14 protein-coding genes are annotated in these 14,782 nt (G+C 39.2%); 5 read left to right on the top strand and 9 right to left on the bottom strand.

The genetic code is table 11. From position 1 onward, the window contains the following. Positions 1-368: 368 nt before the first annotated feature. The 3 genes from A4245_RS01835 to A4245_RS01825 form a co-directional block, all read right to left on the bottom strand. Positions 369-1,496 carry an NADH-dependent flavin oxidoreductase gene (locus tag A4245_RS01835; protein ID WP_067725116.1) on the bottom strand — a complete coding sequence of 376 codons (1,128 nt, stop codon included), beginning with the start codon at positions 1,494-1,496 and terminating at the stop codon, positions 369-371. Positions 1,497-2,217: 721 nt separating this feature from the next. Next, a complete protein-coding gene (locus tag A4245_RS01830) occupies positions 2,218-2,637 on the bottom strand; it encodes a universal stress protein (protein WP_067725114.1) in 420 nt (139 codons plus the stop codon). Between the two features lie 15 nt (positions 2,638-2,652). Continuing rightward, positions 2,653-4,104: a SulP family inorganic anion transporter gene (locus tag A4245_RS01825; RefSeq protein ID WP_067725112.1), complete on the bottom strand. Its 1,452-nt coding sequence runs from the start codon at positions 4,102-4,104 to the stop codon at positions 2,653-2,655. A 335-nt stretch (positions 4,105-4,439) separates the two neighbouring features. On the opposite strand from A4245_RS01825, the gene A4245_RS01820 reads away from it, so the two are divergent. After that, positions 4,440-4,619, top strand: a complete 180-nt coding sequence (locus A4245_RS01820) for a hypothetical protein (RefSeq protein ID WP_067725110.1) — start codon at positions 4,440-4,442, stop codon at positions 4,617-4,619. Between the two features lie 192 nt (positions 4,620-4,811). Here the strand turns inward: A4245_RS01820 and A4245_RS01815 are convergent, their stop codons facing one another. Together A4245_RS01815 and A4245_RS01810 are read right to left on the bottom strand one after the other, a co-directional pair. Further along, a complete protein-coding gene (locus A4245_RS01815; protein ID WP_067725108.1) occupies positions 4,812-5,228 on the bottom strand; it encodes a universal stress protein in 417 nt (138 codons plus the stop codon). Between the two features lie 42 nt (positions 5,229-5,270). Next, a complete protein-coding gene (locus A4245_RS01810) occupies positions 5,271-6,731 on the bottom strand; it encodes a SulP family inorganic anion transporter (RefSeq protein WP_067725106.1) in 1,461 nt (486 codons plus the stop codon). Between the two features lie 305 nt (positions 6,732-7,036). On the opposite strand from A4245_RS01810, the gene A4245_RS01805 reads away from it, so the two are divergent. After that, entirely contained in the window at positions 7,037-7,219 is a 183-nt protein-coding gene (locus A4245_RS01805; protein WP_067725103.1) for a helix-turn-helix domain-containing protein, read from the top strand. A 130-nt stretch (positions 7,220-7,349) separates the two neighbouring features. Here the strand turns inward: A4245_RS01805 and A4245_RS01800 are convergent, their stop codons facing one another. Continuing rightward, positions 7,350-8,621, bottom strand: a complete 1,272-nt coding sequence (locus tag A4245_RS01800) for an MFS transporter (RefSeq protein WP_234402327.1) — start codon at positions 8,619-8,621, stop codon at positions 7,350-7,352. Between the two features lie 575 nt (positions 8,622-9,196). Here A4245_RS01800 and egtB point away from each other — a divergent pair. From egtB to A4245_RS01785, 3 genes are all read left to right on the top strand, one after another. After that, the gene (gene egtB / locus A4245_RS01795; RefSeq protein ID WP_067725099.1) at positions 9,197-10,459 is read left to right on the top strand and encodes an ergothioneine biosynthesis protein EgtB; all 1,263 of its coding nucleotides are present in this window, start codon (positions 9,197-9,199) and stop codon (positions 10,457-10,459) included. Next, entirely contained in the window at positions 10,456-11,421 is a 966-nt protein-coding gene (gene egtD / locus A4245_RS01790; RefSeq protein ID WP_199860635.1) for an L-histidine N(alpha)-methyltransferase, read from the top strand. Before egtB ends, egtD begins: the two co-directional genes overlap by 4 nt. 100 nt (positions 11,422-11,521) lie before the next feature. Then, a complete protein-coding gene (locus A4245_RS01785; protein WP_067725097.1) occupies positions 11,522-12,025 on the top strand; it encodes a peroxiredoxin family protein in 504 nt (167 codons plus the stop codon). A 160-nt stretch (positions 12,026-12,185) separates the two neighbouring features. Here A4245_RS01785 and rpsN read toward each other — a convergent pair whose 3' ends face one another. The 3 genes from rpsN to A4245_RS01770 all read right to left on the bottom strand — a co-directional run bounded on the left by rpsN (position 12,186) and on the right by A4245_RS01770 (position 14,777). Beyond that, on the bottom strand, positions 12,186-12,455 hold the full coding sequence (rpsN, locus tag A4245_RS01780) for a 30S ribosomal protein S14 (RefSeq protein ID WP_067725095.1): 270 nt from the start codon (positions 12,453-12,455) through the stop codon (positions 12,186-12,188). A gap of 61 nt (positions 12,456-12,516) precedes the next feature. Continuing rightward, entirely contained in the window at positions 12,517-13,716 is a 1,200-nt protein-coding gene (locus A4245_RS01775; RefSeq protein ID WP_067725093.1) for a GTP-binding protein, read from the bottom strand. Positions 13,717-13,760: 44 nt separating this feature from the next. After that, the gene (locus A4245_RS01770; RefSeq protein ID WP_067725091.1) at positions 13,761-14,777 is read right to left on the bottom strand and encodes a CobW family GTP-binding protein; all 1,017 of its coding nucleotides are present in this window, start codon (positions 14,775-14,777) and stop codon (positions 13,761-13,763) included. Positions 14,778-14,782: the final 5 nt, after the last annotated feature.

Here is a 14,782-nt window from a genome sequence, read left to right as displayed (position 1 = left end):
TTTTATCGGTTCCATTCTAATAGACTTCTGGCTTCTTCTTAAGTCTTCAGGCAAAAAGAAACAAGGGACCGAGATTTATATATTAATATCTATTCCATTATTTTAACAATAATACAACTGTAAGTCATTCGGGATTGCGGTATTGTTACAAGGGTTTCGTTTATAAAGCTGAGAATCAGATATAAAAATTTAGGAACAATCCAGTTTTAATAACTCCAGTCTCTACTTAGGAGAAATAAAAATTTTCGCTCAACCCTTGTCTTGATACTTGTTCAGCTACTATAAAGCAATCTCTGCCAGTTGGAAAGAGCAAAAAGACAGCCTTTCCTAAAAAGAAAAGGCTGTCTCCCCATTATATTTAATTTAGTTTATTTCACTCCAGGAACCCAGCCTGGAACAGAGGTGATGACTTTCCACAATGCTTCTGGAAAATCCAGTGCTTCCTTCCCGTTCAAATCTAAAACCGTATTAATTTGTGCTTCATTTCCTTGCTCAATCTTCTGAACCCATTCCGGGTCGATTAGGAGTTCTCTTCCAAGCGCAATAAATTCTATTCCTGTCTCCATTGCTTTGGCCGCATCGTCTGCTGTATAGAGTGACCCGACACCGACAAGTGGAACACGATTGTTGATGGTTTCCTGAAGTAAGTTTATACGTGTTTTCGACGTATCAGCTTCTCTCCTTGCTTTCGACCAGAAGTCCATTAATGAGACATGCAGATAATCAAGCCCCTTATCAGACAGTACATCTACCAGCTGGAGTGTATCACCCATAGTAATCCCTGGTGTCTCCGGCTCTTCCGGTGAAAAACGATAACCAATCATGAATGGTCCTTTCGCATATTCTTTTACGGTATGCTGAACTTTCTCAATTACTGCCAGCGGAAACGACATTCGTTTTTCTACACTGCCACCAAATTGATCGCCCCGACGATTGGAATGTGGGGAGAAAAATTGTTGAATGAGATATCCATTTGCCCCATGAATTTCCACGCCATCAAATCCTGCTTCAATCGCACGACGAGTCGCTTCGCCAAATGCTTCAATAATTTCCTCAATTTCAGAAACAGTTAATTCTCTGGGCACTGTCGGATTTCCCCCCTGCTCAGCAGGGATAGATCCTGGTGCAACTACATCGTTGTTTGGAACAAGTTCCGGCGGGCTCATTCGTCCTGCATGGAAAATCTGCAAAACAGCTTTCGCGCCTTCTCCTTTAATTGCCTTTGCTAACTTTGCCAAACTTGGAATCAATTCATCCCGGTCACAACCTATTTCTCCAGGAAATCCCTTTCCGCTGGCAGTCACGTTGGCAACAGCCGTGATGACGGTCCCCACTCCTTTTGAACGACGGGCATAATAGGCTACCTCATCTTCTGTAACCGAGCCATCCGGATTGGAAGAATAATTGGTCATTGGCGCCATCATAATTCTATTTTTTAGTTCAATTCCATTTGGTAATTGATACGGCTCAAATAGCGCAGCATATTTAGGGTTCATGTTTTTCCTCCATCTCAAGATAAATAAATTAGTCTCTTTTGTATTTGATATTTAATCAGAGTACCACTTCTTTTTATCAAATTGCAATAAAATGAAATCATTCTATGTATACCATCTGTTATATTTCTTAAAACATTCATCATAAATATAAATGCTGGCGGTAATGCTGCTATTTATCACGTGTCGCTTCCCTGTTTCAGGGACCGCTCAACCTGCCAATTGATTCTTTTTGATTTTGTGGTTTCACATTAGGAGACTGGCCCTTTTAAACCAAGAAAAAAACCGATAATTTGAATCCGGCTTTTGCAATTACTTATTCTATAAATTTATCTCTAATGTGCAGGAATTTTAGTACCAATCTCTGCAACGATTCAATCTATGATCATGGGATGTTGTTCCTATTTTGGCCATGGCGAATTTATTATACAACTGCAGAGATTCTTATTTTCATATTCCCAAAAGTCGTTTCCGGCTTATGCCTGAACCCCTCGTTAAATCAGGAATAATTTCTTTTTTGTAATTGTTACTTGGAAAAGGTTTTATCATTTCCTCTCGATGATGTGAAGGAAAACCTACTGTTCAAAACCACCCCCATCACATCAAAGCCAACATTAGAAAAAGCAATCCCACTTCTTATAAATGCTTCACTTATGCAGGTTGGTAAGTTTATACTACCTGCCAAAATGCTAACCAGCTTTTATCAGTTAGCTTTCCTTCAAATTTATTTCACAATCAGCACAGGGCAATTTGCTCGTTTAGCTACCTTATGACTTACACTGCCAAGCATAAATTCCTGTAATCCATTTAGTCCTCTGCTTCCGATAATTACGATATCCGATCCGCTTTTATCCGCATAATCTACGATGGTAGGGCCTGGTTCTCCATGCAGTATTTTAATTTCATAAGATACTCCTGATTCCTTGGCAAGCTTTTCTGCATTTTTGAGTTGTTTCATCCGTGAATCATTTACATCGACAGAATTCCAATTGTTCAGTACATCTGATTTTGCTTTACTGGCGTCTATCACATAAACAACATCAACTTTGGATCCTTCAGTACATTTGGCGATATTGATTGCATTCTCCAATGCCCGTTTTGAATGTTCCGATCCGTCTGTGGCAAGTAAAATATTTTTATACATCTGTATTCCCCCTTATTAATGTGATCCCAGTTTATTGTGCAACCTACCTACCAATTCGGTACTGGCCTCATTCATGCCTGTGACTTCCACATTTTTCCCGTTTTCTCTGAACCTGGCTGCAATTTTCTCTATCGCAACAACCGCTGAGTCATCCCAGATGTGGGAACGGCTCAAGTTTATTTCCACCTCTGTAATACTGGCCTCCTCATAATTAAATTTTGGCAGCAATTCGGTAACAGATGCAAAAAACAGTTCACCCCGAATGCTATATATTCTCTTATTTCCTTCCAATGCACTTTCCACATGTACACGAGATATTTTGGAAACAAAGAAGATCGAACTTAATATGATCCCCGTAAAAACACCTATCGCTAAATTATGTGTAAGAACCACTGTTAATACCGTCACAATCATTACAGCTGCATCACTTCTTGGGACCAAGTGGATCGTTCGAATGGAATTCCAATCAAATGTACTGATCGCAACCATGATCATAATTCCTGCCAAGGCAGCCATGGGGATTTGAACTACAATATCTCCGAGTATTACAATCAATAGCATAAGGAAAATTCCAGCTAATAATGAAGAAGTTCTACCTCTTCCACCAGACTTTATATTAATTACAGATTGTCCGATCATGGCACAACCCGCCATTCCGCCAAAAAATCCAGTTATGATATTTGCTATCCCCTGCCCCCTGCTTTCAACGTTCTTATCACTTTCTGTTCCGGTAGAATCATCCACAATGGAAGCCGTCAACAAAGATTCCAACAAACCTACGATAGCTAGAGCAAGGGCATAAGGGAAGATGATTGATAGCGTTTCCAAATTAATCGGAATTTGTGGAATCAGGAATATTGGTAAGGTCTGTGAGATAGACCCTATATCGCCTACACTGCGAACATTAACGTTCATAAAAATCGCAATCGATGTTACCACCACCAATGCAACCAAGGTTGAGGGTATCGTTTTAGAGATATATGGAAACAGATATATAATCAACAAAGTAACTGCTGCCAGAACATACATTACCCAAGATTCTCCAACAAAGTGCTGCAGTTGGGGCATAAAAATCATGATGGCTAAAGCGTTTACAAAACCTACCATAACCGAACGAGGAATAAACTTCATATACCTAGCTAACTTAAATATACCGAATAGGATCTGAATTATACCAGTTAATATCGTTGCCGCCAATAAATATTGAAGTCCATGCCCTGCAACTAAGTCAATAAACAATAAAGCCATCGCACCAGTGGCACCTGAAATCATCCCCGGCCTTCCACCAACAAACGCAATCACGATACAAATAGTAAAAGTAGCATATAGGCCAACCATAGGGTCAACACCCGCGATGATGGAAAAGGCAATCGCTTCCGGTATTAAAGCAAGAGCGACGACCAGACCGGATAGTATATCCCCTTTCATATTTCCAAGCCAAGTGTGTGCATAAGTAATCTTAGTCATTTTATATTAATCCCTCCACAAGTACCAATAATAGTATGTGTAGAGAAATCGGCGGAATATCTGTAAGTTTTTGGTAATCCGGCTACTTTTTATTACTTAAGACTGGATTTTTGTGAAATAAAGCATCCCCCCAAAACGTCAATTGTTGCTTATTCAATTAATGAATGCGCTATCATTTATAAGTACCTTTTTCCCATCCCTTATCACCGCTCAGCCATTACTTGTCCTTAAACAGTATATTTTGTTTTGAATAATTATACCATATACATGCAAATTATCTTCAATTATAATATATTATAATTAGTAATCAAAACAATTACTTTAAGGGGACTGCCATGGAGGAATTTTTTGAAGGCTTATCGAAAGAAGACCAGATCAGGTATAAACGGCTATCGAAGGAACTAAAGGAAACAGATAATATCGATAAGATGAAGAAATATATACCGAAATTAATTATCCTGGAAGAACGAGGGAAAATTGCAGTGGAGAAAAAGAGAAAGTCCCAGGAACGTTGAGTGAAGAGCAAAATCATCCAGAAAATCCCTTACAGGAACAGTTTGAAAAATTATCAGGTTAACCGGATACGCTAATTTACGGCGATTTGCTGCTTTTTCCGGAAGGTGAATATTGGAAACCCTCTACACACTAAAAAACCTGAGTTCGATAGGTGAACTCAGGTTTTTTGTTTAGCATATCTGATTACTGTCTTATTTCACAATAAGAACCGGACAATCCGCCCTTTTGGCCACCTTATGGCTGACACTTCCAAGTATAAAGGACTGTAATTCATTCAACCCACGACTACCGATCACGATACAGTCAATTGCGTTTTCATTTGCAAATTCAACAATTTCCGGACCTGGTTCTCCGTGCAGTACATGAGTATAGAAATCTGTACCTGATTTCTCCAATAACTCCCTCATCGGTTTTAATTTCTCTTTTCGCTTTTTTTCAATTTCAAATTTATTCGTTGCATGCAGAACATCTTCTTTCGCTGTACTGCTATCGACCACATAAATGACATCAATCGTTCCATTAAACTTTTCAGCAAGCTCTGTTGCATACCGGGCTGATCGTAAAGAATTCTCAGATCCGTCTACCGCCAATAATATTCGATTAAACAAATACCCACCCCATTAGCTATTATTATTATTTTTTTAATTAGATTAATGTCCGGAAGCGTTTGAGAGGCCGCCGATTTTGTTTTTCAATTGCTTACTCTCTGCATTGACCCCCGTGTAAATAACTTTAACATGATTCTGCCCAAACTTCATTTCTATTTTATCCAATGCCCCTATTGCAGAATCATCCCAAAGATGTGCATTTGTTAAGTCGATCTCTACTTCTTTTACCGAGTCTTCAAAGTTAAACTTAGCCGGAAAATCACTCACAGATGCGAAGAACAGTTGCCCTTCAACACGATAGATTTTCTTCTGATCCCGTAATACCAGCTCCTCGGTTACTTTAACTTTGGAAATTTTCGCTGCGAAGAAAATGGCGCTCAATAATACACCGGCTAATACACCGATAGCTAAATTATGCGTCACAAGAACAATGATGACGGTAGCAACCATGACGATCGCATCTGTTTTTGGAAGCTTTGCCAGGTTTTTAACCGATGACCAGTCAAATGTACTGATGGCGACCATAATCATGACGCCTGCCAATGCTGCCATTGGAATCTGAACAACCACTCCACCTAGTACAATAATAAGAAACATTAAAAATATACCTGCTACCAATGAAGACAGACGACCATTTCCACCGGATTTCACATTAATAACTGACTGTCCAATCATTGCACAACCGGCCATTCCGCCAAAAAATCCGGATACGATGTTCGCAATTCCTTGTCCACGGCTCTCTTTATTCTTATTACTCTCTGTATCTGTCATATCATCAACGATATTAGCTGTTAACAAGGATTCTAGCAATCCGACAATTGCCAATGATAAAGAATAAGGTAGAATAATCATTAATGTTTCAAATGTAAATGGGATGCTTGGAAACAGAAATACAGGCAACTGTTGTGTCAGGGCTCCCATATCTCCAACTGTTCCCACATTTATATTACCGAAAACAGCAACTACTGTTACAACTACAATCGCTACAAGTGTCGATGGTACCGCCTTTGTAATTCGAGGTAAAAGGTAAATAATTGCCAATGTCAACGCGACAAGTGCATACATTACCCATGTTTCATTAACAAAATGCTGTAGCTGTGATGTGAAAATCATAATGGCAAGTGCGTTCACAAATCCAACCATCACGGAACGTGGGACGAATTTCATCACTTTTGCCATTTTAGATATTCCAAATATTATTTGTATAACTCCTGTTAAGATGGTTGCAGCCAATAGATACTGCAGTCCATGATCGGCAATTAAATCTATCATGAGTAACGCCATTGCCCCTGTTGCAGCAGAGATCATTCCCGGTCGTCCACCCACAAAGGCAATAACTACCGCAATACAGAATGAAGCGTATAGGCCCACCATCGGGTCAACACCTGCAATAATTGAGAAAGCAATCGCTTCTGGTATAAGGGCCAGAGCAACAACAATTCCCGCTAATACATCGCCTCGCACATTTCCAAACCATTCCTGTTTTAATTCTTGTACTTTCAATTCAGCACCTCTTTTATAGTTTTATAGTAACTTTTGACTCTCACAAAAGTTAAGTTCCGTTTTCAACAAAACGAATCATATCACAGAAATTCACAATTACAAAACCTGAAGAAAACGCAACCATTGTATTAATACTCTTCATTACTCGTTTAAACATCAATTACCTACCTTTTTCAACAAAAGGTATAAAATACTATATTTGAATATAATCAATTATATTTGAATGTATTTCGCTATAAAATTTCATAAAAAACTTAACAATTATGATATGATTAGCGTAAGTTAACAGTTTGGAGGCATCCTTTATGACGCACGAAATAATGACCATCTCACAGGTTGCGGAATATCTGCAGTTAAGTGAAATGACGACATATAAATTAGTACAAGAAGGAAAGCTTCCCGGATTTAAAATCGGAAGGCATTGGAGAGTAAAAAAAGAAGATCTAAATGAGTTCATCGAAAAACTGAAAAAGGCAGAACGAATCTAAACATTAGAAAACTTGGTTGTCACCAAGCCTTTCGGTGACAGCCTTAGTTGCACTTATGCAGATAGGAAAGTTTTATACTTTCCTGTCTGCCAAGCAAAAGACCCTCAATCTAATGAAGGGTCTTATTTGTTCAGCTATGCGTTTCGGCAATCTGGGATTTTTCAGGTTTTTTAGCAATCAAGGAACAAACCACCCCAATGATTGGAAATATTAATGTAGCGAGCAATACGGGTGTATAATTTTGGAATAGGTCATATCCTATCCCAAAAGGAAGTGGTCCCAGTGACGAACCTATTACAGTAATCGTTACACCAACACCATTAATACTTCCTATATGCTTCCTCCCAAAATAGTTTGGCCATATGACATTCAAACTTATCCGTTCCAGACCGTTTGCAAGCCCCCATATAATTCCAAATAATATAGCCAGCCAAAAACGGTTTGTCACCAGTAACATCAATAGTAAAATAATCTCTATCAGGAAAATAACCACCAGCAGATAGTTGGTCTGTATCTTATCCGTTATATAACCTGATACAAAAGACATTGGAATTCCCACAACAGCCATTAAACTTAAGACCATTGCGGCTATTTCCGGGGATAAACCATTTGTACCGAATATGGAGATGATATGGAATGTAATGCCTGTATTGACCATTGCAGGTATACCAACACATACAAGAATCGCCCAAAATGCTTTTGTTTTCTTTGCTTCCTGCAATGTCCAGTCCTGCTCGGCCTCTTTAACCTTCAACCCTGTTACTGGCCTTTTCACTGTTTTCTCATCAGCTGGCCATCCATCTGGTTCCATTCCCATGTCCTCCGGTTTATTACGCACACCGAAAAGAGCGATCGGCACAAATACAAAGAGTAATAAAATCCCCCAAAATTGCCAAGCAAACCGCCAATCCCAGGTGTTAATCAGCCACGTATTAATGATTGGAAGGGACATGGCACTCGCAAAGCTCCCTAATGTCATAATGCTGAAGGCAACACCTCTGTTTTTGACAAACCATTGTGCCACCAATGTATTTGGAATAAGCGTCATGCTGCCTTGCCCCAACAGGCGGATTAAAAAGAAACCGATCATCAGCATCCACATGCTGGAAACCATGCTATTAAAAAAGCAGGCAAGCCCAAAAAGTGTACCTATTGATACCATCATGGCCCGCTGACCGAATCTGTCAATAAATTTCCCAACAAAAATCATTGCTATCCCTGCAATTAATGTTGCGGTGGAATATAATCCGGATACCTGAGAACGGGACCAGCCAAATTCATTTATATATTGATCTATAAATGCCGAATTGGAATAGGTTTGGCCGGGACCCGAAAAGAATACTCCCAGCCCAGCAATTAAAACGATTACCCATCCATAATAAAAATTTCGAAAGAACCCCACACTAATTTCCCCCAGTAATATTTAATTATAGAAATGAGATATATAGGGAAGAAATATTTTATAATAAGTTTCTTCAGTGTAAATCCCATGACGAACATATATAAAGCATAATATCATTAATTTTTTAATGCGCACAAAGAAAACAATCGGACCACGGGGACAGGAACGTCGGTCCAATTATTCTATTTAAATAGCGCGGGGACCACAGGGAGAGGGACCACAGGGACAGGAACCCTGGTCCAATTGTTCTATATAAATAGTGGACAAGTTTTCCTATCCCGGCTAACAGAATAAGCATTATCATCGATGTGGATCTTTTCTCGTGCATCCAATTTTGGCACCCTCATACACTTGAAGAAGACTTCTTCTCTGGTCTCTCGCACCTTTCCCTTGTTCCTACCAAAAAGTGGCCGAGGTTCCTGTCCCCGTGGACCTTCCCCGTGGACCTCTTTCTGAAAATAATATAAACTAGTAAACAGAAGACAGCTTACTGAAAATTTCAATCTTTCTTTTTACGATTGATTAATGAACATTTAGGGAATACATTTTTATAGTTCAAAGAGGAGGTTTTTGTAATGACGACTATAACAGCTGACAAATTAAAAGATGAGTACCTACGTATTCGTTCGTACTCCGAACAATTAGTTGAGCCGCTAGAGATCGAAGACTTTATTGTCCAAGCCGATACGCATGTCAGTCCAACGAAATGGCATTTAGCACATACCACTTGGTTTTTTGAAACATTCCTTTTAAAGAACTATCTCTCAAATTACACTGTTTTCCATAAGGATTATAATTATTTATTCAATTCGTATTATGAAACCGTTGGAAAATTTCACCCGCAAAAATCCAGAGGCCTAATCACACGTCCGACTGTTTCAGAAACTTTTTCTTACCGAAAATATGTAGATGACCATATTCTTTCATTAATAAAAGATATAGACCAAGTGGATGCTGAAAAAATCAGACAGCTGATCGAGATTGGTTTAAACCACGAACAACAACACCAGGAGTTACTGCTGACCGACTTAAAATACAATTTCTCTTTTAATCCAACTAACCCTGTTTACATAACCAATGACACGTTTGGTAACTCTTCTGCTCAAGACTTGAATTTTGTGGACATAAACGGAGGATTAGTGGAAATTGGGAACGATGGGGAGGGCTTTTCTTTTGATAATGAAGGGCCGAGACATAAAAAATGGCTGGACCCTTATCGCTTAGCAAATCGTCCTGTCACAAATGGTGAATATCTGCAATTCATCGAGGATGGGGGCTACACACAAGCAGAATATTGGCTATCCGATGGTTGGAATGCTGTTAAGACTTATAAATGGCAGGCTCCACAGTATTGGGAAAAGCATGACGGTGAGTGGTTTGTTTATACGTTATCAGGTTTGTTACCAGTCAACGAGCACGCGCCGGTCAGCCATATCAGTTTTTATGAAGCAGATGCATATGCCAGATGGGCTGGGAAGCGCCTCCCAACTGAAGAAGAGTGGGAACACGGATTAAAACAAACCCCTATCAAAGGGAACTTTGCTGAACAAGGATATTTTCAGCCAATTGCAGAAAATTACGGAGAACAGCCCTTTTCAAAAGGATTTGGCGATGTTTGGGAATGGACCCAAAGCGCCTATTCCCCTTACCCAAGAAGTAAACCACTAAAAGGTGCTCTAGGGGAATACAATGCCAAATTCATGGCAAACCAGATGGTCTTAAAAGGTGGTTCCTGTGCGACACCAGAATCTCATATACGTCTGACTTACCGAAATTTCTTCTATCCACAAATGAGATGGCAATTTAGCGGATTGCGCTTAGCGGAGGATGGCGAATGAGTGTCGTAAACCAAGAGTCTTCCAATATTACAAACCTTTCCCCTAAGCAGGATGATATGTTTACGAATATTATTAATGGCCTGACATCAAATCCAAAAACGATTGCCGCTAAATATCTTTATGATGAGTCAGGCTCGAAACTCTTTGAAAGAATTACGGACTTAGAAGAATATTACCAAACACGCACAGAGTTTGATATTTTAAATCAATCTCACGCATCTATCGCTAAATTAATGGAAAAAGGTGCAGATTTAATTGAATTAGGAAGTGGCAGCAGCACGAAAACGCACGTCCTATTAGACGAAACTAACTTGAACAGCTATATTCCCATTGACATCTCTTCAACAATGCTGACAAAGACGGTTTGTCAGTTAGAGAAAGACTATCCTAGGCTGAAAATACATGGCATTGTTGCCGATTACACACAATCCTTTTCGTTACCTGAACTGGGAGGAAATAAAAGAGTTGTCTTCTTCCCAGGATCAACAATTGGAAATTTTGAACCTTTTGAGGCAGCTATGTTCTTAAAGCAACTTTCCAATACACTGAATAAAGGAGACGGATTACTAATCGGTGTGGACTTGAAAAAGGACCAGGATATGTTAGAAAAAGCCTATAACGATAAACAGGGAATTACAGCTGCATTCAATATGAATCTGTTAACACGAATGAATAGAGAGCTCAACACCGATTTTGACGTGGAAAACTTTTACCATCATGCATTTTATAACGCAGCAAAAAGTAGAATAGAGATGCATTTGGTAAGTAAAGTTAATCAAACTGTACATCTAGGAGACCGAAAAATAGATTTTGCAGAGAGCGAAACCATCCATACAGAAAATTCCTACAAATACTCGATTAATTCTTTTCAAAAAATCGGTTCGAGATGCGGGTTTAAACCTGTGGAAGTATTTGTCGACAAAAACAAATGGTTTAGTGTTCATTATTTAGAGGTGGAATAGGATACACCGCGGGGACAGGAACCCTGGTCCAAATTAACCTGCTGAAAGGTGGACCGAGGTTCCTGTCCCCGTGGTTCATTTCATTAAGGGAGGAATTTTTATGTCAGAATTTAAACTTGGTAAACCGGTACCAGATTTTACGCTTCCAGCAGTGTCTGGAGACAATTATCACTTTGAAGATTACCGAAAACAAACAGGTGGTTGGCAATTAATCATCTTTTTCCGAGGATCTTGGTGCCCAGCATGCATGGGCGAATTGGAAGAACTTGAAAAAAGTAAAGGATACTTTGAAGGGAAAAACATTCATCTCACAACGATTTCTACAGATAACCTGGATGCTTTAAAGAACATGGTGGAGAAACACAATTATACCTTCCAGGTGCTTGCAGATGAAAAACTTGAGGTCTTAGAAAAGTATCAAGTACATTACCATGGTGAGAACGCACCTTATGAAGATCATGGGATTCACGGGGAACCGGCCTACTTCCTAGTTGATGAGCTAGGAAATCTTCTGTATCAGCAAAGGCAAACAAGCCCATTTGGAAGACCCACTCCAACTGAGTTAAGAAAAATCATTCAATACATTAGTAAAAATTTAAAATAAACGATTACAATTATACAAAAGTAAGGGTGTATCAAATCTATCTTTGGTACACCCTTTCTGATTCCCCATGTACAAACCGGAATACACCGCGGGGACAGGAACACTGGTCCAGATTAACCTGCTTATTAGTGGTCCGAGGTTCCTGTCCCCATGGTTCACCTTACCAACTAGATTTTTTCACTCCAGGCACCTGTCCTTTATGCGCATATTCCCGTAAAGCAATTCGAGACATACCAAACTTCCGCATGTAACCTCTAGGACGGCCGGTAACCGCACAACGATTTTTCAAACGTGTTGGAGAAGAATCTCGTGGCAGTTTACGCAGTGCTTCGTAATCACCCTTTTCCTTCAATTCTCTTCTAATTTCTGCATATTTTTCTACCATAGCTTGTTGCTTCATTGCTTTAGCTATTTTTGATTTCTTTGCCATTGCTAGCTTCCTCCTTCATTTAATTGAGTTAAACCCGTGCTGACGGTCTAAACCTTTTCTATTAGCCTTTTTGGATATTCCAATTGAATGGGTCTGGTAGAGAACTCCAATCACTCTCCATCTCTTCCGGTGTTAACAGGCATTGATCCAGCTCACTGACAATTGTTTCTTTATCTAAATCTATGCCGATGAAAACGAGTTGCGTCTTACGATCCCCAAACTCGGGATCCCACGCTTGCTCTACTTCTGGGTTTTCCTGTAAAATCTCTTCCTGTCTTTGTTTCGACAGGGCTGCCACCCAATAAGTAGCCGGTTCGATATTTGCATTTAAGCCTGCTTGCGAAAGCAGTAACGCAAATTCATTTCGGGTCGCACACCACATAATTCCTTTTGACCTCACAATATTTTCAGGCATCGTTTCTATAAATTCCATTAATCGAACAGAATGAAAAGGAAGCTTGCGTTCATATGTAAACGAACCAATCCCATATTCTTCCGTTTCAGGTGTGTGCTGTTCTGGTCCATTGGTTAACTCTTTCAGCCAGCCTGCTGATGCACTTGCTTTCTCAAAATCAAAAGACTTTGTCAATAAAATTTCTTTTGGATCAACTACTCCGTAACATGTTTTAATAAATTTAGCCTCTGGCTGAAGCTTTCTTAAAACCTTCTCTAATTTATTTAACTCAGCTTCACTAACAAGATCACACTTGTTTAGAATGAGTACATCGCAAAATTCGATCTGATCGATCAATAAATCTGCAATTTCCCGTTCATCCTCCTCCGAAATAGCTTCCTTCCTATCTATTAAACTTTCGCCAGAACCAAAATCATGCCAAAAGCGACTGGCATCCACAACGGTTACCATCGTGTCCAGAGTGCAGTGTTCATTAAGATCGATTCCTAATTGATCGTCCAAATACGAAAAGGTTTGCGCTACAGGGATTGGCTCGCTAATACCTGTAGATTCAATAAGAATATAATCAAACTTGCCATCCTTGGTTAATTTTTCTACTTCAATCAGTAAATCCTCACGTAACGTACAGCATATGCATCCATTAGACATTTCTACCAGCTGCTCATCCACTCTGGATAGTGTCCCTTCATTTTCGACGAGACCTGCATCAATATTGATCTCACTCATGTCATTTACAATAACAGCAACTTTCATTCCTTCCTTATTATGTAGAATATGATTAAGCAGCGTTGTTTTACCAGATCCTAAATAGCCACTTAAAACGGTGACTGGTACCTTCTTTTTCATATAATACTCCTCCTTTATCAGTTATAGAACGTAATCATTACGATTTAAACATTAAAAAAATTACCTTCCTTACGAAGGTTGAAATCCTCACCCATGCAATATCGGAACCCCTTGTTAAAGTCTTCCTTATTTAACTTGCTCCCGATAAAAACGAGTTCACTTTTTCTAGTTTCATCATTTTTCCATTTCCGATCTTCCGTACCAGCAAAAAGCATATGAACTCCTTGAAAAACCACCCGATAGTCCGTATCTTTTACATTTAATATTCCTTTATAGCGGTACAGAGACTCTCCTTTTATTTGAACAAGGTAGGAAAACCATTCATTTACTCTATCCATTAAGAGGGCTCTATCTGCTTTTAGAACAACAGAATTAATCTTGTCATCGTGATGGTGATGATTGTCGGTTAGCATGTTTGGTCGAATTTTTAGTTTCTCACTCAGTTGAAACGAAGCTATGCCTAACAGTTTATTTAAAGGTATTTCACTGTTTGTTGTACTGATAATTTCAGCAGTCGCATTCATCTGTTTTAGCCGAAACTTTAAATCTTCAATCTCCTGAGAAGAAACTAAATCCGTCTTGTTCATAACAATCAAATCTGCAAAGGCAATTTGCTCTTGTGCTTCTTCCTGATCTAAATGAAGAGGCAAGTGTTTCGCATCCACTACCGTACAAACACTGTCGATATCAAACCAAAATGACATCACTTCGTCCATTAGAAAGGTCTGAATAACAGGTCCTGGATTTGCTAGACCAGTCGTTTCAATGATGATGCGATCTAGTTGTATATCTCTTTTGTTAACCTTGACAATTAAGTCCTTGAGTATTTGAATCAAGTCTCCTCGTACATTACAGCAAATACAGCCCTTATTGATCTCTATAATTTCTTCTTGCGTCTTAATTACGAGCTCAGCATCTATACCAGTTTCACCGAACTCATTAATAATAACGCCAGCATGCTGATTCCGAACATCTCTCAATAACCGATTTAGTAACGTTGTCTTTCCAGCTCCTAGAAACCCTGTTAGAATGGTAACGGGAATTTTATGTTGACGTAACATTTTTG

The sequence above is a fragment of the Oceanobacillus damuensis genome, assembly GCF_001618145.1.
Classification (GTDB): domain Bacteria; phylum Bacillota; class Bacilli; order Bacillales; family Amphibacillaceae; genus Oceanobacillus; species Oceanobacillus damuensis.
Note: the sequence above shows the minus strand (reverse complement) of the source record. Positions and strands in the feature narration are given on the sequence as shown.

Coding starts and splice junctions, on each gene's coding strand:
- A4245_RS01835 (WP_067725116.1), bottom strand. CDS start 1,496: ATGAACCCTAAATATGCTGCGCTATTTGAGCCGTATCAATTACCAAAT.
- A4245_RS01830 (WP_067725114.1), bottom strand. CDS start 2,637: ATGTATAAAAATATTTTACTTGCCACAGACGGATCGGAACATTCAAAA.
- A4245_RS01825 (WP_067725112.1), bottom strand. CDS start 4,104: ATGACTAAGATTACTTATGCACACACTTGGCTTGGAAATATGAAAGGG.
- A4245_RS01820 (WP_067725110.1), top strand. CDS start 4,440: ATGGAGGAATTTTTTGAAGGCTTATCGAAAGAAGACCAGATCAGGTAT.
- A4245_RS01805 (WP_067725103.1), top strand. CDS start 7,037: ATGACGCACGAAATAATGACCATCTCACAGGTTGCGGAATATCTGCAG.
- egtB (WP_067725099.1), top strand. CDS start 9,197: ATGACGACTATAACAGCTGACAAATTAAAAGATGAGTACCTACGTATT.
- egtD (WP_199860635.1), top strand. CDS start 10,456: ATGAGTGTCGTAAACCAAGAGTCTTCCAATATTACAAACCTTTCCCCT.
- A4245_RS01785 (WP_067725097.1), top strand. CDS start 11,522: ATGTCAGAATTTAAACTTGGTAAACCGGTACCAGATTTTACGCTTCCA.
- rpsN (WP_067725095.1), bottom strand. CDS start 12,455: ATGGCAAAGAAATCAAAAATAGCTAAAGCAATGAAGCAACAAGCTATG.
- A4245_RS01775 (WP_067725093.1), bottom strand. CDS start 13,716: ATGAAAAAGAAGGTACCAGTCACCGTTTTAAGTGGCTATTTAGGATCT.
- A4245_RS01770 (WP_067725091.1), bottom strand. CDS start 14,777: ATGTTACGTCAACATAAAATTCCCGTTACCATTCTAACAGGGTTTCTA.